The organism is Sphingobacterium sp. CZ-UAM (assembly GCF_002000245.1).
Taxonomy (GTDB): Bacteria; Bacteroidota; Bacteroidia; order Sphingobacteriales; family Sphingobacteriaceae; genus Sphingobacterium.
Window position 1 is genome coordinate 111,759 of sequence record NZ_MTCM01000010.1, and the last position, 18,875, is coordinate 130,633.

Genomic DNA, 18,875 nt, shown 5'->3' on the forward strand with positions numbered 1-18,875 from the left:
TGAATATACTATAAAATGTCATCCGCAGTAGAACAATTAAGTACTCGCCATTTGTTGGGAATCAAAGATCTAAATGAAAAAGATATCCAATTGATTCTGGATACAGCGAGTAATTTCAAAGAGGTATTAAATAGACCGATCAAAAAGGTCCCTTCTTTACGCGATATCACCATTGCCAATGTGTTTTTTGAAAATTCAACACGGACGCGGCTTTCTTTTGAACTTGCTGAAAAAAGACTATCTGCAGATATCGTTAATTTCGCGGCTTCATCTTCCTCCGTAAGTAAGGGCGAGACACTGATCGATACCGTCAATAATATCCTCGCGATGAAGGTCGATATGATCGTGATGCGTCATCCTTATGCTGGAGCTGGTGTGTTTTTGAGTAAACATGTCGATGCACAGATCGTCAATGCCGGTGATGGTGCACATGAGCATCCTACACAGGCCTTGTTGGATTCGTTTTCCATCCGTGAGCGCTTTGGTGATGTTGCAGGACGTAAAGTAGCCATTGTAGGTGATATAACACACTCCCGGGTTGCACTATCCAATATTCTGTGTCTTCAAAAACAGGGAGCAGAGGTCATGGTCTGTGGGCCAACGACCCTTATTCCAAAACATATTACTTCCTTAGGGGTAAAGGTGGAGCATGACCTGAGAAAAGCATTGAATTGGTGTGATGTGGCAAATATGTTACGTATCCAACTGGAACGCCAGGACATTGCTTATTTCCCTTCTTTAAGAGAATACTCCATGTTATATGGTTTAAATAAGGAAATCTTGGATTCTTTAGAAAAACCGATCACCATTATGCACCCTGGGCCGATCAACCGTGGTGTAGAAATCACTTCGGATGTGGCCGATAGTGAGCACTCCATTATCTTGGATCAGGTTGAAAACGGCGTTGCAGTCCGCATGGCTGTACTGTACCTCTTGGCCGGACAACGCGGTTAATTGGCATTTCCGTAACGGAACGAATAAGGCAGTGTGATCGATACAGGATAACCGAATTACAAGGTTCTTCAATCAACAATAGTATGCCTGACTTTATTTTTGGTCGGGCATATTTTTTGTGCAAAATTTCCGTTATAATACAGGGTTATACACAGATGTTAATAACTTTTGTGTAAAATAGCTCAATTAAAGTATAATTTAGTAAAATGAATAAAACTATCTTCCAACAGGGAGGGTATTTGAATTGATTTTCAATAAATTTTGACTTGTTTTAAAATAGTCAATCAGCGAAAAGAAGTCAATGGATTTGTGGTTCAAGGCAAATTTACCTCGGTTTGAAGGGAGATTCATTTACATTTGCAGATAAATAACATATTAAGGTTTCACATATTATGTATAAGAAGATTTACCAGGTGGGAGTTGCACTAACCGTTATGGCGACGCCGGCATTAGCGCAACAGACAGAATGGCAACAAATCAACAAGGCTTACAAAACTGGAATGGAATTGTATGAGCGCGGAAAATTCGGTTCCGCGTCAGCACAATTTGATCGCGTTGAAGCCTTGCGAACAAAATCCAACCTACAATTGGACGAGACGGAAGAGCTATCTTTATTAAAGGAAAATGTGCGGTATTACCAAGCTGTCTGTGCCTTGGAATTGGGCGAGTCGGATGCCGAGAATCGTTTTCTTAAATATATTAAAGATTTCCCCGTCAGCGCTAATTCTAAAGCTGCTTATTTTCAGATCGGTAAATCATATTACGCCAAAAAGGATTATGTAAAGGCGATCGAATGGTTCACAAAGATCGACAGTAAAAACCTTGCAGGTAAAGAGAATGTGGAATATCGCTTTAAATTGGGTTATGCTTCTTTTATGACGAAAGATTATAAGACGGCAAAACCATTGTTTGAAGGATTAAAAGATCAGAAAACTGAATTTCAGGAAGCGTCCATCTACTATTATGCTTACTTATGTTATTTAGATGCGGAATATAAAACTGCATTAAATGAATTTGAGCGTTTAAATGGCTCAAAACAATTTGAAAATAGCTATCCTTACTATATTACGGCCCTGTATTTCCTGGATAAACGTTACGATGATGTATTGGACTATGCATTGCCAATCTTATCGCGCACCAAGCAGGAAAACGAGACCGAGATGTTCCGTATTATCGCGGCAACCTACTTTATCAAAGGTGATCTAAAAACATCAAAAGATTACTACGATAAGTTCCAGGCACAGGACCAGGGCAAGACCCAAAATAACCAGGATAGCTATCAGATCGGTTATATTGCTTACAAGCTAAAGGATTACGATAAAGCGATCACGGAACTGGAAAAAATGACAGAGCCTGATGCTTACTACCAATCCGCTATGATTACCCTAGGGGATAGCTTTCTGAAAAAAGGAAATAAACAATCTGCCCGTAACGCGTTCTTCAGAGCATCAAAACTGGATTTTGATCCGGCGATGAAAGAAGAAGGTTTGTTTAACTATGCAAAGCTTTCCTATGAATTGGAGTTCCACCAAGTAGCTTTGGCTTCCACACAGGAGTATTTAAAAACCTATCCGAAATCAAAGCGTCAAGAAGAAGCAAAAACGTTGTTGGCAGAAGTCTTGTTGAGTACCAAAAATTACCGTGACGCGGTTGATATTCTGGAGTCTATTCCAACACGTGGTAAAGAAGCAAACGCCGCTTATCAAAAAGTAACCTACTACAGAGGGCTGGAGTTTTATAATGAGCGTGCTTTTGAAAATGCGATTTCTTTATTTATACGTTCGGAACAACACCGTTATGATGAAGAAATTTATGCCCTGTCTACATACTGGAAGGCAGAAGCGATGTACGAAGTACGCAAGTACGGTGAAGCGGTAACGAATTTCAATAAATTTTTACGCTTGCCAGGAGCAAGTAAAACAGACGTATACGGCTACGCGAATTATGCCCTGGCCTACGCCGCTTTCCGTAATGGAAACTACAATACGGCAGCGAATTACTTTGAACGTTTCTTGGCTTCAGGTGGCTCAAAAGGTTTGGAGATCAATACCCGGAATGATGCTATCGCCCGTTTGGGCGACTCTTATTTCTCGTCAAAAAACTATGGTAGAGCTTTGACGGAATATAATAAGCTGATTTCTTCAAAAGCTCCAAGTCAAGATTATGCCCTGTTTCAACGCGGTATTATTCAAGGTCTACAAGGAGACAATAATGGTAAGATCTCAACCTTAAACGCTGTCATTGCGCAGTTCCCGAATTCAAACTATGCAGATGATATTGCTTTTGAGATTCCATATACACGTTTCTTGATGGGCGAAAGCGATCAGGCAATTTCGGGACTTCAATCGATGGTGGAAAAATATCCACGAAGCAGTTATGTGCCTCGCGCGCTGGTAACAATTGGCTTGGTTCAATACAATCAGGACAATAATGATGCAGCTTTGGCGACATTCCAACGTGTAGTTGATCAATATGCTGCTACGGATGAAGCGAGACAAGCTATGCGTTCCATCGAGAATATTTACCTGGATAAAGGGGATGCAACCGGATATATCAAATATGCAACAGGAACCAACCTGGGGGATCTTTCCAAATCGGAACAAGATTCGCGGACATTCTCAACAGCGACAACCTTGTTCTCCCGTGGAAATTACCAAGGTGCTGTAGAAGCTGTAAATGCGTATTTCGATAAATTCCCGAAACCAAACCAAGAAAAATATGCGCGTTTTGTACGTGCAGAAAGTAATGCGGCATTAGGTAATACAGAAGATGCATTGCATGATTATAATATTATCTTGAATGACTGGACATCTCCATATACGGAGCGTACATTGATTTCAGTTTCTAATCTGTATTTGAAACAAAAGAAATATAATGAAGCGACGCAACTCTTGAAGAAACTGGAGCTGACTTCTGAATATAAAGCTAACTACGGCTTCGCAATCAATAACCTGATGGTTTCCTATTATGAAATCGGTGATTATAAAGAGGCGTTAAACTATACCAACGCTGTCAAAAACTATGAGAAATCCTCGGAAGAGGAGATCGCTAATGCCTTTTTATATGCTGGTAAGTGTTATGTAAAGCAAAACAAAAAAGCGGAGGCGATGAAAGAGTTTAGCTTAGCTGCCTTGAAGAGCCGTACCGTATTTGGAGCTGAAGCAAAATATAATGTTGCGGTTATCCAGTTGGAAAACAAGCAGTATGATGCCTGTATCAAAACGGCTATGGATCTATCCGACAATTTCTCCTCTTATGAATATTGGGTAGCAAAAAGCTTTATTACAATGGCTGATGCTTATGCAGGTAAAGGGGATACATTCCAGGCGAAAGCGACATTGGAATCAATTGTGGATAACTACGATGCGAAAGATGATATTTTGCCTGCCGCAAAAGAACGTCTAAATAAATTGAACAACAAAAAGAAATAGGATACAATGAAGAAGTTGCAAAATAGAAATGTGAAGAAATATACCTTAGCAGCGCTTTTGATGGGCGTGGGATTGAATTCTTTTGCACAGGAAACAGGCAAGAAGAACGATCCTGAAAAACCGGTCACTATTGATTCTTTTGATGTTGTTCGTGATTACAAACCGATTCTTGCAGATGCTGTGAAAATTCGCCGTAGTCCTGATATGACCAACAAAAGGGAATATCAGCCCAAATTAAACTATGGTAATATTATTGACAAAAAGTTGGATATCAACACTGGTCTGAAACAATTGAATGTGCAGGAGATACCATTTGCACAACCTTTTGAAAACAGCAGCAACTATGTCAAATTTGGAATAGGTAATTATAACTCGATCCTGGGTGAGGCATACTTGGCGTCGGAGCAATTTGAAAATACACGTTTTGGCTTATTTGCGAAACACTTGAGCCAAAAAGGAAATATCGAAGGGCAGAAATTCAGTACACAGGATGTTGGCATTTTTGGACGTCGTGTGCTAGATGCCGTAACGGTAAAAGGTACCTTAGGCTACAACAGATATGGTACGAATTTCTATGGTCAGACATTTGACCAGCCAGGAACAACCTTACTGAATATATCGCCGGACAAACAGACATTTACCGATATTTATTTAAACGGTGAGCTGGCAAGCAATGTTGACCCAAAGAATGAGCAAGCGCTAAGCTATTCTGCAAAAGTAGATGGTTACCTGTTCAAGGATGCCTATAAAGCAAAAGAAAATTCTTTCGCTTTGTCCGGATATTTAAACAAACGCATGAGCGCGTTTAATGTCGGGGCCAACATGAGTGTGACCATGAATAATGTCAAAAACGAAAATGACACGGCGAATGTGAAAAACAATCTGGTTTTGATCAATCCATATATCCGATTTAAGGGAGATAACTATAACGTAACCTTGGGTGCCAACCTGACTTCGGAATTTGGTGACGAGTCCCGTTTCAATGTTTTTCCATCGGTGGAAGCTGATTTTTCTTTGGCTCCGGAATACATCTCTTTATTTGCCGGTGTTAATGGTAATGTGAGACAGGGCTCGTTCCGTAACTTTGCAAAAGAAAATCCTTATTTGGCGCCAAATGTCAGAATCGCCAATTCCATTGAAAAATTGAATGTGTATGGTGGTTTGAAAGGCAACGCCGGTGCAACATTCGGTTATAAAGTAAAGGTGTTCTACAAACAGATCGAAGGATTACCTTTGTTTAAGAATAGCGCCTTTGGCGATGATCAAGGTGGGTATATTCCTTGGGCTTTTGATGTGGTTTATGATGGCCAGATCAACAAAGCGAAGCATATGGGATTGGAAGGGGAGATCAATGTACGCCTGTCTCAGTTGGTTAATCTAGGTGGTAAAGTATTTATTGATGACTATAACCTGAGCGACGAGGAAGAGGCTTGGGGCTTACCTAAATTTAGGTTACAGGCCAATGCGCGTTTCAATATCTCAGATAAATTCTTTGTGGATGCCGAGCTTTCCAGCCAAGGCAATACTTATGCATATGTTTACGATTATAACACCGACGGGAGCCGTATAGCGGATAGCGGTCACAAAGTGACCATCGCTTCCTTTGCGGATCTAAATGCTGGTGCTGAATACCGAATTAAAAAACAATTTGGTGTTTTCGTGAAAGCAAATAATATCTTTGGGAAGGAATATCAGCGTTACATGTATTACCCAAGATTGGGATTCAATGTAATTGGTGGTCTTAATTATTCGTTTTAACGAATTAAGATTATAAATTTGCACTTTAAATCATAGAACAATGAATCTAGGCAAAAACATCAACAGTTTATTAAGGCGCTATGCAGATGTATACGTGCCCGGAATAGGTGTGTTCAAAAGAATTCATTCTCCGGCCCAATTTGATAAACAGAACAATGTGTTTTTGCCGCCTATATCCTATGTCGAACTGGATTATTCTGCACAACATGGATTCAATATTGTGCATTATATCCAACAACAGGAAAATTTGAGTTTGGGGCAGGCGCAGCAAATTCTTGATGATACTGTCGGGGGATTAAGGAATGACTTAGGACAATTTGGTCAGGTGAAACTTGATGATCTCGGTCTATTGATTAGTTATGGTTCGAGTTTGGTATTTAAGCCTTTGGACTTATCGGGCTTTGATTTTCAGCCTGTGGTCAATCTTGTTGGCCCGGAAATCGAAACCGTTATTCCGGTGCGGGAGGACGAACATAGGCTTGCTGAACCAGACGAACCGATCACTCCGGAGCCTGCCGAAGAAGAGAACGATGAGGAGATAGTTGTCTTTAACAGCGACACTCAGATCGAAGAAGAAGCTGCGGACGAGCAGCATGCGTTGCACGCAGCAAGCGAGGGTACTTTTGCAACCGCTGAACCAGTTACTGAATCGGTTGAACCTATGGCTCCAACTGAAGAGGAGGATACTGTGGATGAGGATTCCAGTGTTGAAGCTGAGCCTGTAGCTACTGCAGCTATGTCAGCAGTAGCTGAGGATAACGATAACCAGCTCGCCGCAGAGGCGGAGAAAATTGAGCAAAAAGAAATTGGTGCGATTGCCGCAGCAAATTCTACTTATGCTCCTAATATTTACGAGGAGGAATCACGCAATTCAAATGCGATCTGGTACTGGCTAACAGCGGCTATAGTATTGGTCATGATTGCCGTGGGTGTCTTATATACCAACCCGGGCTTGAAAAATTCACTGTTTGGGGGAACACAACCAGCCCTGAAATCTGGCGTTGATACCATTGGGCAGAAAAATAATTTGTCGACCAATGATACAACAGGCAATGTGTTTGCGGCGGATAGTTTAAATAAACTGGATACTCTAGCAAAATCAAAAACAGATTCATTAAAAGGTACAGCAGTAGCTGTTGGTAACAAGACTCCAGAAAAGACGCCGGTTTTGCAGGCTGATCCGGTTATCAAAGAATCTATTCCTGTAGCACAACCAAAGTATCAGGTCGTTATTGGTTCGGCGCGTACAATGCTGCAGGCAGAGGAAGAGGCGAAACGTCTCCGTGCGCTGGGCTACAAGACTGCACGCGCTGTGGAAGGAAAGTATAAAAGGAATAGAAAGAAAATCATCTTGAATACCTACATGACAAAAACGGAGGCTGACCTCGCTAAGAAATCGGTAGAGAAAAAAATTGAAGGTGCTTGGGTAGAAACATTATAGAAACTATATAAAACTATTAATAATTATGTCATTAGTGCAAGATACAGCAAAGGCTGCTGTAGATACGTTTAATCAAGCTGCGCAACAACCATTACCTGCTGCTGCTAGTACAGAAAACATGAGTTTGATCGATATGATGATCAAAGGGGGATGGATAATGATTCCAATCCTATTATTGTTCTTTATTGGATTGGTGATCTTTTTTGAACGCTACCTGACTATTCGCAGAGCGGCCAAATACGATAATAGTTTGATGTCACAAGTGAAAGCAAATGTATTGTCGGGCAATTTGGACTCAGCCTTGGCTGTATGTCGTTCCAGTAACACGGCTTTAGGACGTATGTTGCAAAAAGGTCTATTGCGCGTCGGCAGACCGATCAAAGACATTGAAGGGGCGATTGAAAATGTTGGTAAACTTGAAGTTGCCAAATTGGAGAAAAATATCAATATTCTTGGTATTATCGCGGGTATCGCACCGATGCTTGGTTTCGTTGGTACTATCTTTGGGGTAATCAAGATTTTCCACGAGGTAGAATTGGCGGGTGGTATCGATATCGCATCCGTATCCGGTGGTCTATATGTGAAAATGGTGTCTTCAGCTTCGGGTCTTGCTGTCGGTATCCTGGCTTATTTAGGCTATCATATTTTAAATATGATGGTTGAACGATTGATTTTACGTATGGAAACCGATGCAGTAGAATTTATTGATTTATTGGATGAACCAGGAAGATAATGAACTTACGAAGTAGAAAAAATAAACCTTCTGCCGAAGTACATACTTCAGCGCTAAACGACATCATGTTTTTCCTGATGTTGTTTTTCCTGTTGGCATCGGCAGTTTCGAACCCGCAAGTAGTCAAGCTATTGTTGCCAAAGTCAAGCGCAGGTGAACAATCTGTCGCGAAAAAAACAATTACTATATCGATCACCAAGGAATTGGGCTATTTTATCGATAAATCCCCCGTTCCAATAGAAGGTTTGGAGGCGGCAATCCAATCTCAGATGGCCAGCGGCGAAGAGTTGACAATTATGTTATATGTCGATAATACCGTTCCCATTCAGAACGTGATTTCAGTCATGGATGTAGCCAATCGTCTAAAAGTGAAAGTGGTGCTGGCAACAGAACCCAAAAAAGATAAATAGGGGCAATTAAACTTTTTTGAAGTTTATTGCTCATATGTTAATATAGGAGATTTATACAATGAGATATCATCTTCAACACGAAGAAAATAACTTCCCCAAAGCCTTGGGGATATCTACATTGGTCATGGCATCACTGCTGTTGATTGGCTTCTTTGTGGTTTTTAAGGCGCAGGCCCCGGATGAGTATGGAATGGGCGGTATGATTGTCAACTATGGTACCTCTCCGGAAGGGATGGGCGATGATTATATGAGTGTGGAAGAACCTTCGGTGGATCCCAATGCCAATAACGAACGTCCGGATCGTATCGATCCTGTGGAGACCCCGACGCCTACGCCAACACAGCAAGTTGCTGAAAAAGCGGTTGTCACACAAGATCTGGAAGAAGCTCCAGCGGTAACCAAGACGGAGAAGAAAGTGGTGTCAAAAGCTCCCGAAACGACCAAAGAGACAAAGGCCGTGGCACCTCAGGCAAATGCAAAAGCGCTTTTCAAAGGAAATAAAAACAACGGTAAGGGCGCTGGTGATGGTACTGGTACAACGCCGGGAAATCAGGGCTCTAAACTGGGGGATCCTTTGGCCAGCAATTACGGCGAGGGTGGATCCGGTAATGGTAACATGATGTTATCCATTGAAAATCGTAGTTTTACCCAACGACCAAGTATCGATGACAATGGTCAACAGGCCGGTAAGGTCGCTGTTGAATTCAGGGTAAACAAGCAGGGGATTATTACCTATGCGCGTGCGGGCGTAAAAGGTACAACGATTACAGATCCTACATTGTTAGAGAAATGTGAACGTGCCGTCCGTGGTGCACGGTTAAACCAATTGCCGAATGCACCGGATTCCCAAACAGGACGGATTGTATTCAATTTTAGATTAAGATAAAAATCATTCAAATGAATGCTTATAAAGAGGCAATCGAGTATCTGTATACTCGATTGCCTATGTTTACAAGGGATGGTGCCTCAGCCTTCAAAAAAGACCTTGATAATACCATCAAACTTTGCAGTGCGCTGGATAACCCGCAGCAAAAAATCAAAACCTTACATATTGCCGGAACTAACGGAAAGGGATCTACCTCCCATATGCTGGCGGCGATATTAGCTCAGGCCGGTTATAAAACCGGACTCTATACTTCCCCTCATCTGTTGGATTTCAGAGAACGTATCCGTGTCAATGGTGCCATGTGTGAACAGGAATTCGTGACGGATTTTGTTCAACAACATAAGGCGCTGATCGAGGATGTGCAACCCTCTTTTTTCGAAATTACCGTAGCGATGGCTTTCGACTATTTTGAAAAAAATAAGGTCGATATTGCTGTTATTGAAGTAGGACTCGGAGGACGATTGGATAGTACGAATATTATCCAGCCGCTGCTGTCCGTCATTACCAACATCGGCTTTGACCATATGAATATGCTTGGAAATACATTGGCTGAAATTGCAGGGGAGAAAGCAGGCATTATTAAAAAGCATACACCGGTGGTGATTTCGGAATATGCTGCCGAAACCGCAGCCGTATTTTTGGACAAGGCCCAGGTAGAACAGGCTCCTATCCAATTTGCTTCCCAGGTCTATCAAACGAAAATGCTGCTTGTGGATCAGGATTACCTAAGTATTGAAGCGATCGATGCAAATGGTGCTGAAGATCTTTATCAATTGGATCTCAAAGGATCTTATCAGGTGAAAAATCTCGCCGGCGTTCTTTTGGCAGTCGATGAATTACGTAAGCAAGGTTTTGAAATCAAGCCGCTTGATGTACATGAAGCCTTGAAGAATGTTCAGGCGAGCACAGGTATCCAGGGGCGTTGGCAACAGCTGTCCAAAGATCCTTTTGTCATTTGTGATACGGGACATAATGAGGACGGCATTCATGAGGTTATAAAGAATTTAAATAACACAACTTATAACAGATTGCACTTTGTAATCGGAGCTATGCGTGATAAAGACTTATCGCACATGTTACCTTATCTACCCAAAGATGCTCTTTATTATTTCTCCGCGCCGGATATGCCTAGGGCGCTGCCTTCGGATTTACTTCGCAAGGAGGCTACAGCTTTTGATTTGAATGGCCAAGATTACGTTTCTGTACAGGAAGCTTTTGAAGCAGCTAAAGCGGCCTATGAAAATGGCGATCTGATTTTTGTGGGGGGGAGTAATTTTGTGGTGGCTGAGGTTCTGGCAGACATAGCGGCGAAGTCCGAACCTAAAGTGTAAAGAACAAGGATCAAAAACGTCCGCTTGATAGGCCTAAGCTTATCCTGCGCAGTCCATGATCCTTGTTCTTTATATCCTATCTTTTGGACAGTTTTTTTAATCGTTAACTGTCAGTTCCCCACGGATATCTTTTTCTACCCAGTAGGCAACTTCTTTTTGGTCTTCGAGCTCGCCCTGAAGATACATCAATTTGGTGACAGCCGCTTCAAAGGTAAGGTCATAGCCATTGAGCACACCAATGGCTTTCAGACCCTGTGAGGTCTCGTACCGTCCCAGTTCGACCGAGCCAACTTTACATTGTGAAATATTAAGGATATTCTTGCCCTGTTCTATTGCTCCTTTTAATAGATCCAAAAACCAGCCGTCTGTAGTGGTATTGCCGGACCCGAAAGTTTCCATCACAATAGACCTTACATCCGAATCAAGGACAGATTTGATCGTCTGAGCAGATATCCCCGGGAAGAGCTTTAATACAGCAACCCGGTTGTCCAACTTGGTATGTAAGATAAACTCTTTGTCAATATTATTTAATAACGCATCGTTATTGTATTTAAGATGGATACCGGCCTCCACGAGCACAGGGTAATTAGGCGACCTAAATGCCTCAAATTTAGCCGAGTTATATTTGAAAGAACGATTCCCACGGAACAACTTGTTATCGAAAAGGATACAGACTTCCTGGATAATGGAAACACCATCTTGTTTTGCTGATGCAATTTCCAATGCCGTCATCATATTCTCACGCGCATCCGTGCGGATCTCTCCGATTGGCAGCTGCGAGCCAGAGAGGATGACTGGTTTTTGAAGTCCCTCTAACATAAAACTCAATACTGAAGCCGTAAATGCCATGGTATCCGAGCCATGTAAAATAACAAAGCCATCGTAGCTGGTATAGTTATCTTTGATGATCTGGGCCATTTCGATCCAGATTTCCGGTTTCATGTTGGAGGAGTCAATGATCGGCTCGAAAGAATGTACGGTCAGTTTATAATCCAGACGGCTTAAATCGGGAAGATTACGTTTAATCAGCTCAAAGTCAAAGGGAACAAAAGTACCCGTTTCATCTTTGACCATTCCGATGGTGCCACCAGTGTAGATAATAAATATATTGTGCATGGGATTCTATAAATTATATACCAAAAATACGTTTCGAATTCGCTGTTGTAATTTCTGCGACCTGTTCAATAGACATCGCATGTAAGTCTGCAACCTTTTGGGCGACATAAACCAGGTAACTGCTTTCATTTTCCTTACCGCGGTAGGGGACTGGGGCAAGGTAAGGGGCATCTGTTTCCAATACGATATGTTTTAAATCGATTTCTTTGACAACATTGTCCAATCCTGCTTTCTTAAAAGTGACAACACCACCTATGCCAAGTGCAAAACCCAAGTCAATCGCATGCTGGGCCTGTTCTAATGTTCCTGTGAAACAATGAAGGATACCAAATAGCTTGTCGTCTTTAAGTTCTTCCAATAATTCGAACAATTCGGTGAAAGCCTCACGGCAATGGATATCTATCGGTAAGCCGAGTTCCTTAGCCCATTTCACCTGTGTTCGAAAAGCATCTTTTTGGATGTTTAGCGTACTTTTGTCCCAATAAAGATCCAGTCCAATTTCACCTATGGCATGGACTTTGTTGTTCTCCAAGCTCTTTTGGATGTTGTTTAATTCCTCCACATAGTTTTCCTTGACATCGCAGGGGTGTAGTCCCAGCATAGGAAAACAGTGTTCAGGGTACGCCGTCACGGTATCGAATACAAGTTTGATGGAAGCACTATTTACATTTGGTAAAAATAGTCTTCCTATATGGTTGTCTAAACAACGTTGCAAGTGTTCTTGAAGTTTATCGGTACCTGCGTGGTAGTAAATGTGTGTATGTGTATCAGTAAGCAACATAGTTTTCTGCGTGGAGGCAAAAGCGGATTAGGGTAAAAACTTCTTTTTATTATTCTCGAATAAAGAGGTAGGCTTCATTACCAAAATTTCAATTCGTTCTCCAAAGATAACTTATTAATTAACAAAATGAAAATTAATAACGGATTCTCTTATTACGGGATATTTGTACCAGGGAAATCTAAAAAGAGAATTTGAGTCATATATGGGCTATACATTTTTCTTATCTTGGAAAAAATCATGTGTGGTAAAACATACTTTATGATTTGCTGTTAAACAGTATAACGGTTGTTGCCCTATTTTTTAAAGAATAAATGAATCATATGAGGAATAAGAAACTATGCATGGGGTTGTTCACCTTTGCGTCGGTTATATGTTTAAATAAGCTGCAGGCGCAATCGTTGGTGGATCCTTCGGTCAAAGAGGTTATTCAAAAAGCCTTTCAGACAAATAAGGAATTAAAACTAAAGGCCTATGAGGTTGATAAAGCGCGGCTGGAGGCCGAAGGAGTAAAAGCCAACAGACTACCACATGTGTCGGCCTTGGGATTATATGGCTATGTGCATAGTAATGGTAGTGTGGATATCCCTACGGTGAATGTTCCGCTTCTGAATTTAGGGCTTTTTGAAGGAGCGACCGGATTTAGCATGCACGGACAAGCCGCATATGCTGGTGTTTCGGTGAAACAGATTATCTTTTCGGGATTACAGATACCCAATGGGATAAAGGCGCTAAAGGAGAAGGCTGTTGCACAGCAATATCTGGAATCTGCAAGCCGGGAGACGCTGTCAAAAGATATTATTGCTTCTTTCGATCAGTTGATGCTTTTGGATGAAGTGGACAAACTTATCGCAGATTCGGAAAAGAGGTTGAAAAAGGAACAAGAAAAGGTCAACAAAGCCATTCAAAATGGACTTGCTATTCCCTATGATCGGGATAAACTCAAACTGGCGCTGCTTGAACTGGAAGAGAAGAAAGTTGAGGTCGCTGGAAACCGGGATCTCCTTTGTCAGAAAATTGAACAGGAAACAGGTGTTTCTTTTCAGGAGGTGGGTGAGATTCATTATGGGCTGAAGCCGATATTTTTGTCAGAAATACCAAATGATGTCGCACAACGATCGGAACTTAAAGCACTTGAAGCTTCATCAAAAGCGTATGAATACCTCTACAAAAAGGAAAAAGGGGGATCTTTGCCCGCTGTTTTTGCCTTTGGGTCAGCAAATTACTTAAATGTCTTCAATTCAAAATTAAGTATTAAAGACCAACCGTTGTTGGGAACGGTAAACCTTCCACTAAATTCAATCAAGGGGAGTCCGAATCTCATGGTCGGACTGGGCGTCAAATGGGACCTTTATACCGGTGGAGAGCATCATAACAAAATTAAACAGGTCAAACTTGATCAAACCATTAATGCGACAAAAAAGGAGGATACGGAAGAAAAGCTGAACCTCTTATTGAGTAAAAATAAAGTTGGCTATGGTACCGGAAATCAAAAATTAAAGGTAGGGGAACAGCAGTTAAAGGTTGCTGAAAACAATTTATCCATGGCCGTAAAACAATATCAGGCGGGACTGATTGACGTGACAGAATTGTTGGCTGCTGAAAACGACTGGTATAAGGTCAATCTGGGCTACTTTAACAACGTTTTGCAACAGCGGAATGCAGCGGTTGAATTATTACACACATCTGGAAAATTATTACAAACTATACATGAGTAACATGAAAACTTTATATGGGATACTATCCTTGTCGATTTTTGTTTCCTGTACAAACCAAGTGAAAGAAAAACCCATCGAGGGGAAGGTGGAGCGCGAACAAGTGACTGTAGTCACAAAAGTACCGGGTAAAATCGCGAAGATCTTGGTTGCCGAGGGCGATTTTGTACATGAAGGGGATACCTTGGCTATTTTGAGTATTCCTGAGGTGGACGCAAAGGAGGAGCAGGCGAAAGGCGCCCTACAGTCTGCAGATGCACAATATAATATGGCTGTCAAGGGCGCTACCAAAGGACAGCTGGTTCAACTGCAGGCAAAGGTGGATGGTCTAAAAGAACAATATGAATTTGCGAAGAAATCAATCAGTCGGCTTGAGGCCTTACTGCATGATAGTCTGATCCCTCAACAAAAATATGATGAAACTTACGCAAAATATCAGGGCGCTAAAAACCAATACCTCGCTGCTCAGGCAGAAATGGCCGAAGCAAGAGGCGGAGCTAGACAAGAGCAACAGATTATGGCACTAGGGCAAAAGGAAAGGGCACTTGGAGCCGTATCTGAGGTTAATGTCGCTGCACAGGAGAAATATGTAATTGCACCACAGGACATGAGTGTTGAGACGATCAATCTCAAAGTGGGGGAACTGGCGATGGCAGGCTATCCGATTGTCAACGGTTCCCTTGACCGTTCTACTTATTTTAGATTTACACTGCCCGAAAATCAGATTGCGAAGTTCCAAAAGGGGGCGACAGTGACAGTGGAGGTGCCCTATCTGAGCAATAAAAAAGTGTCCGCCAAGATTGTTAGCGTAAAAGCCTTGAATTCTTATGCCAATATCGCTTCTGCTTACCCAGATTTTGATCCACAGCAAGCAGTTTTTGAATTGAAGGTCGTGCCTGAGGATATTGCAGGAACAAAAGATTTGTTAACAAAAACGCTGGTAGTTCTCCATGCGAATTAAAGGGAATGGGTGTGAAAAGATTTCTAGAATTAATCCAACGGGAGTTTAAGCTCTTTTTTAACAATAAGGTATTGTTGATGCTTTTTTTAGGAGCTCCGGTCTTATATGGTGTGCTGGTTGGTCATGTGTACCAACAGGGAAAAGTGACTAAAATGCCTGTCATTGTTGTGGACGAAGATAATAGCCCCTTAAGTGGTTCCTTTATCGATATGCTTTCAGACAACGAAAGCATACAGGTCGCAAAGGTATTGCCATCCTTGTTTGATTCAAAAGATATCGCCGTTCAGCATGACGCAACAACAATAGTTTATATCCCCAAGGGCTTTGCTTCAGGTGTACAACAGAGCCGTTTGCCAGAGGTGACCGTGTTTGTTGACGGCGCAAATACCTTGACCTCAAATACCGCTTTAATGGCCGTCAACGTTTGTGCGATGACCATGAAAGCGGGTATTCAGATTCAGGCACAAATGAAACGTGGCGTACCGGCAAAGGTCGCTGCTCAGCAGTATGAACCGTTTAAGACAACGATTGTAAAGCAAAATATCCGAAGTGGAAACTACCTGTACTTTATGTTGCCGGGGGTACTCATAACCGTGTTGCAACAGGTCCTGTTACTCGGCTTGGCCTTATCCTTTTCTTCGGAGTTTGAGGGGAACACATTCCCCGATCTTGTCAGAAAAATTTCGAACCCGGTTGGGCTGATTCTGGTCAAGATATTACCTTATGTTCTAATGTCGGTAGGGATATTGCTACTGTATTGGGGCTTTGGAAAATATTATCGAATGCCACTCCATGCTGACTTTGGCCGTTTTGTACTATGTACATTCGTGTTTTTGCTGGCGGTATGTTTTATAGGCGTGCTGGTGAGTATGCTGTTGCCCTCTCAACTGAAATCAACGGAAGTATTGATGGTGATTGCGACGCCAGCTTTTATCTTGAGTGGTTTTACATGGCCCTCAAGTCTGATGCCTGATTGGGTGCAGGGTATAGCCAATGTAATTCCTTCAACACATTATCTTCGGATTTTTAGACTGCTATTTATCCAGCATGCGGAAAACTATCATACCAATAAAGCGCTGATGGCCTTGACGATCATTATGATTGTCTGTTTTGTACTTGCGGTTATTGTGTTATGGTGGAAGATCCGAAAATTAAAACAGGCTGATAAGCAAAAGCAGGTTCAGCCTTAATCGATATCTCACAAACAAAAGAGCCATTCCAAATTTTTGGAATGGCTCTTTTGTTTGTGTTAGCTGATTTTATTGGCTAACTTATTTTTTAGCTGCCGGAGCTTTTGTAGCAGGGGCAGTTGCTGTTGGAGCTACTGTACCCGGAGTTGTTGGCGCTGGCGCTGGAACTTTTCCTGGTTTGATATCCAATACCTCTACTTCAAATACCAATGGTGCATATGGAGGAATCTTGCCCGATGGACGATCGCCATAAGCCAATGATGAAGGGATGACCAAAGTTGCTTTCGTACCTTTATTGAACAACTGGAATGCTTCTGTCCAACCTGGGATAACACCGTCAACACCCAATTGGAATTTCAATGCTTCATAAGGACGTTGTGGCATGAAGATTTTCTCTTTCTTGGCAACATCTGGAAGGTTGGTATCAAATACTTTTCCAGTAGTCAAAGAACCTACATAGTTTACATGGATAGAATCCCCTACTTTAGCATTTGCACCTGTTCCAGGTTTAGTGATTACATATTGAAGACCTGAAGCTGTTTTTGTTGTTTTCAAGTTTTTGTCCTTGATGTATTTTTCCAATTTTGCAGGCTCAGCAGCTTTGTGCTTGTTCAATTCTTCTTCAAAGTATTTTTGAACTTGCTCACCCAATTGTTGATCTGTTAATTTTCCTTTTTTGAAGTGCTTTTTAACTCTGATTGAGAAAACTAAAAACTTGTCAGCAAATTCTGGTTTTGGTTGATGTGTTTTTGCGGCCATAGAATCCAAATTAATTTTGAAAACCAAGCTATCACCTTCACCAACATATTTGAATAGACCTGTAGGGTCTCCTGGATTTTTTGCAATAATACTGTCTGGATATAATTGAACGATCTGAGGAATTCCCATTTCGTAGGTGCTGCTCATGACAGAATCTCTATCTGTTGATTGTACAATGTCAAGTGCTAATAAATCGCCTGATACTGCTTTCTCTTTTGCATTATCATCCACGATTTTATACTCAAGACCACCTTCAGCCTTTTTGAATTTTTGGCATGACGTCATCAAAAGACCGGCAGCCGCGAAAAATAGAATTGCTTTCTTCATTTTCTAATGTATGTTACGATATCTTATTTTGTTAATATTTCTTTATAATCTGGTAAAATCGATTTGAATTTTGCGATCACAACAGCAAGGCTATCTTTCGAATTTCCGCCTGAAGCATTGAGATGGCCACCCCCGTTGAAATACAATTTACAGATTTCATTACAAGGAACTTCTCCAATCGATCGCAAAGATAGTTTAATTTGTTCATTTCTGTCAATAATTAACGCCGCTAATCGAATTCCTTTAATGGAAAGTGCGTAATTGACCAAACCTTCGGTATCTCCGGTGATAACCTGAAACTGATTAAGGTCTTCTTTGGTGACATGAATGACTGCCGTATTGTACTCATGGATAACTTCGAGACGATTGAGCAGGCAAAATCCGAGAAACTTGAGCCGGCTTTCCGAAGAGCTATTATATATTTCTTCATGGATCGCCCAATTTCGTGCACCACAGTCAATCAAAGTTGCGATGATACGGTGAATTTCGGATGTCGTAGAACGAAAGCGGAAAGAACCAGTATCGGTCATAATCCCCGTATATAGACAAGTCGCCATATCCGCGCTGATATGATCCGCATCTTGCATCTCATTCACCAAAAAGCGATAGATCAATTGCGCGGTTGCCGCAGCAGACGGATCCCAAAATGCATAATCTTCAAACCCTTCCGGATCCAAATGATGGTCGATCATGCATTTGATTCCTTTTGCCTGACGGATAGGATCACCCATTTCATGAATACGAGCTAGCCCATTGAAGTCTAAACAGAATAATAAATCCGCAGCTTCAATCTGTTGATTGTGTAAGTTGATATCCTGTGTATAAATCTGTACATTTTCCAAACCGGGCAACCAGTCTAGAAAAGCAGGGAAATCTGAAGGTACGATCAGATTGACCTGGTGTCCTTTTGCGGTTAGCCAAAAATATAATCCCAACGATGAACCCAATGCATCTCCGTCCGGTTTGTAATGTGTGGTAATTACAATACGCTTTGGTTCAGCCAATAATTCTTTTAATTCTTCCGATTTTAGCATAGTCATATTAAGTCTGCAAACCTACTATAAAAAATTTAGATTAGACAAATT

General features: G+C 41.6%; 15 protein-coding genes. 11 read left to right on the forward strand and 4 right to left on the reverse strand.

Annotation, left to right across the window (positions count from 1 at the left end; genetic code table 11):
* The first annotated feature begins 15 nt into the window (after positions 1-15).
* From BWD42_RS23600 to BWD42_RS23635, 8 genes are all read left to right on the forward strand, one after another.
* A complete protein-coding gene (locus BWD42_RS23600) occupies positions 16-954 on the forward strand; it encodes an aspartate carbamoyltransferase catalytic subunit (protein WP_077438871.1) in 939 nt (312 codons plus the stop codon).
* Positions 955-1,346: 392 nt separating this feature from the next.
* Positions 1,347-4,385, forward strand: coding sequence for a tetratricopeptide repeat protein (locus BWD42_RS23605; protein ID WP_077438872.1), 3,039 nt, complete (start codon positions 1,347-1,349; stop codon positions 4,383-4,385).
* 6 nt (positions 4,386-4,391) lie between these two features.
* Entirely contained in the window at positions 4,392-6,143 is a 1,752-nt protein-coding gene (locus tag BWD42_RS23610) for a TonB-dependent receptor (protein ID WP_077438873.1), read from the forward strand.
* Positions 6,144-6,183: 40 nt separating this feature from the next.
* A complete protein-coding gene (locus BWD42_RS23615; RefSeq protein ID WP_077438874.1) occupies positions 6,184-7,584 on the forward strand; it encodes an SPOR domain-containing protein in 1,401 nt (466 codons plus the stop codon).
* 25 nt (positions 7,585-7,609) lie between these two features.
* Positions 7,610-8,317 carry a MotA/TolQ/ExbB proton channel family protein gene (locus BWD42_RS23620; RefSeq protein WP_077438875.1) on the forward strand — a complete coding sequence of 236 codons (708 nt, stop codon included), beginning with the start codon at positions 7,610-7,612 and terminating at the stop codon, positions 8,315-8,317.
* Positions 8,317-8,727: an ExbD/TolR family protein gene (locus BWD42_RS23625; RefSeq protein WP_077438876.1), complete on the forward strand. Its 411-nt coding sequence runs from the start codon at positions 8,317-8,319 to the stop codon at positions 8,725-8,727. Before BWD42_RS23620 ends, BWD42_RS23625 begins: the two co-directional genes overlap by 1 nt.
* A gap of 58 nt (positions 8,728-8,785) precedes the next feature.
* A complete protein-coding gene (locus tag BWD42_RS23630; protein WP_077438877.1) occupies positions 8,786-9,613 on the forward strand; it encodes an energy transducer TonB in 828 nt (275 codons plus the stop codon).
* Between the two features lie 11 nt (positions 9,614-9,624).
* Positions 9,625-10,944 carry a bifunctional folylpolyglutamate synthase/dihydrofolate synthase gene (locus tag BWD42_RS23635; protein ID WP_077438878.1) on the forward strand — a complete coding sequence of 440 codons (1,320 nt, stop codon included), beginning with the start codon at positions 9,625-9,627 and terminating at the stop codon, positions 10,942-10,944.
* Positions 10,945-11,040: 96 nt separating this feature from the next.
* Here the strand turns inward: BWD42_RS23635 and BWD42_RS23640 are convergent, their stop codons facing one another.
* Together BWD42_RS23640 and BWD42_RS23645 are read right to left on the reverse strand one after the other, a co-directional pair.
* A complete protein-coding gene (locus BWD42_RS23640) occupies positions 11,041-12,060 on the reverse strand; it encodes an asparaginase (RefSeq protein ID WP_077438879.1) in 1,020 nt (339 codons plus the stop codon).
* Between the two features lie 13 nt (positions 12,061-12,073).
* Entirely contained in the window at positions 12,074-12,841 is a 768-nt protein-coding gene (locus BWD42_RS23645; RefSeq protein WP_077438880.1) for a TatD family hydrolase, read from the reverse strand.
* A gap of 320 nt (positions 12,842-13,161) precedes the next feature.
* Between BWD42_RS23645 and BWD42_RS23650 the strand changes: the two genes are divergently transcribed.
* Genes BWD42_RS23650 through BWD42_RS23660 form a run of 3 tightly spaced genes read left to right on the forward strand, consistent with a single transcriptional unit; the run spans position 13,162 to position 16,704 of the window.
* The gene (locus BWD42_RS23650; RefSeq protein ID WP_254846311.1) at positions 13,162-14,556 is read left to right on the forward strand and encodes a TolC family protein; all 1,395 of its coding nucleotides are present in this window, start codon (positions 13,162-13,164) and stop codon (positions 14,554-14,556) included.
* 1 nt (position 14,557) lies between these two features.
* A complete protein-coding gene (locus tag BWD42_RS23655; protein ID WP_077438882.1) occupies positions 14,558-15,514 on the forward strand; it encodes an HlyD family secretion protein in 957 nt (318 codons plus the stop codon).
* An 11-nt stretch (positions 15,515-15,525) separates the two neighbouring features.
* Positions 15,526-16,704 carry an ABC transporter permease gene (locus tag BWD42_RS23660; RefSeq protein ID WP_077438904.1) on the forward strand — a complete coding sequence of 393 codons (1,179 nt, stop codon included), beginning with the start codon at positions 15,526-15,528 and terminating at the stop codon, positions 16,702-16,704.
* An 81-nt stretch (positions 16,705-16,785) separates the two neighbouring features.
* On the opposite strand, the gene BWD42_RS23665 is transcribed toward BWD42_RS23660, so the two are convergent.
* Both BWD42_RS23665 and BWD42_RS23670 read right to left on the reverse strand, forming a co-directional pair.
* On the reverse strand, positions 16,786-17,790 hold the full coding sequence (locus tag BWD42_RS23665; protein WP_077438883.1) for an FKBP-type peptidyl-prolyl cis-trans isomerase: 1,005 nt from the start codon (positions 17,788-17,790) through the stop codon (positions 16,786-16,788).
* Between the two features lie 23 nt (positions 17,791-17,813).
* Entirely contained in the window at positions 17,814-18,824 is a 1,011-nt protein-coding gene (locus tag BWD42_RS23670) for a DHH family phosphoesterase (protein WP_077438884.1), read from the reverse strand.
* Positions 18,825-18,875: the final 51 nt, after the last annotated feature.

Bases quoted from the DNA above. Each gene is read 5' to 3' on its own strand.
- BWD42_RS23600 (WP_077438871.1), top strand. From the start codon at position 16: ATGTCATCCGCAGTAGAACAATTAAGTACTCGCCATTTGTTGGGAATC.
- BWD42_RS23605 (WP_077438872.1), top strand. From the start codon at position 1,347: ATGTATAAGAAGATTTACCAGGTGGGAGTTGCACTAACCGTTATGGCG.
- BWD42_RS23610 (WP_077438873.1), top strand. From the start codon at position 4,392: ATGAAGAAGTTGCAAAATAGAAATGTGAAGAAATATACCTTAGCAGCG.
- BWD42_RS23615 (WP_077438874.1), top strand. From the start codon at position 6,184: ATGAATCTAGGCAAAAACATCAACAGTTTATTAAGGCGCTATGCAGAT.
- BWD42_RS23620 (WP_077438875.1), top strand. From the start codon at position 7,610: ATGTCATTAGTGCAAGATACAGCAAAGGCTGCTGTAGATACGTTTAAT.
- BWD42_RS23625 (WP_077438876.1), top strand. From the start codon at position 8,317: ATGAACTTACGAAGTAGAAAAAATAAACCTTCTGCCGAAGTACATACT.
- BWD42_RS23630 (WP_077438877.1), top strand. From the start codon at position 8,786: ATGAGATATCATCTTCAACACGAAGAAAATAACTTCCCCAAAGCCTTG.
- BWD42_RS23635 (WP_077438878.1), top strand. From the start codon at position 9,625: ATGAATGCTTATAAAGAGGCAATCGAGTATCTGTATACTCGATTGCCT.
- BWD42_RS23640 (WP_077438879.1), bottom strand. From the start codon at position 12,060: ATGCACAATATATTTATTATCTACACTGGTGGCACCATCGGAATGGTC.
- BWD42_RS23645 (WP_077438880.1), bottom strand. From the start codon at position 12,841: ATGTTGCTTACTGATACACATACACACATTTACTACCACGCAGGTACC.
- BWD42_RS23650 (WP_254846311.1), top strand. From the start codon at position 13,162: ATGAGGAATAAGAAACTATGCATGGGGTTGTTCACCTTTGCGTCGGTT.
- BWD42_RS23655 (WP_077438882.1), top strand. From the start codon at position 14,558: ATGAAAACTTTATATGGGATACTATCCTTGTCGATTTTTGTTTCCTGT.
- BWD42_RS23665 (WP_077438883.1), bottom strand. From the start codon at position 17,790: ATGAAGAAAGCAATTCTATTTTTCGCGGCTGCCGGTCTTTTGATGACG.
- BWD42_RS23670 (WP_077438884.1), bottom strand. From the start codon at position 18,824: ATGCTAAAATCGGAAGAATTAAAAGAATTATTGGCTGAACCAAAGCGT.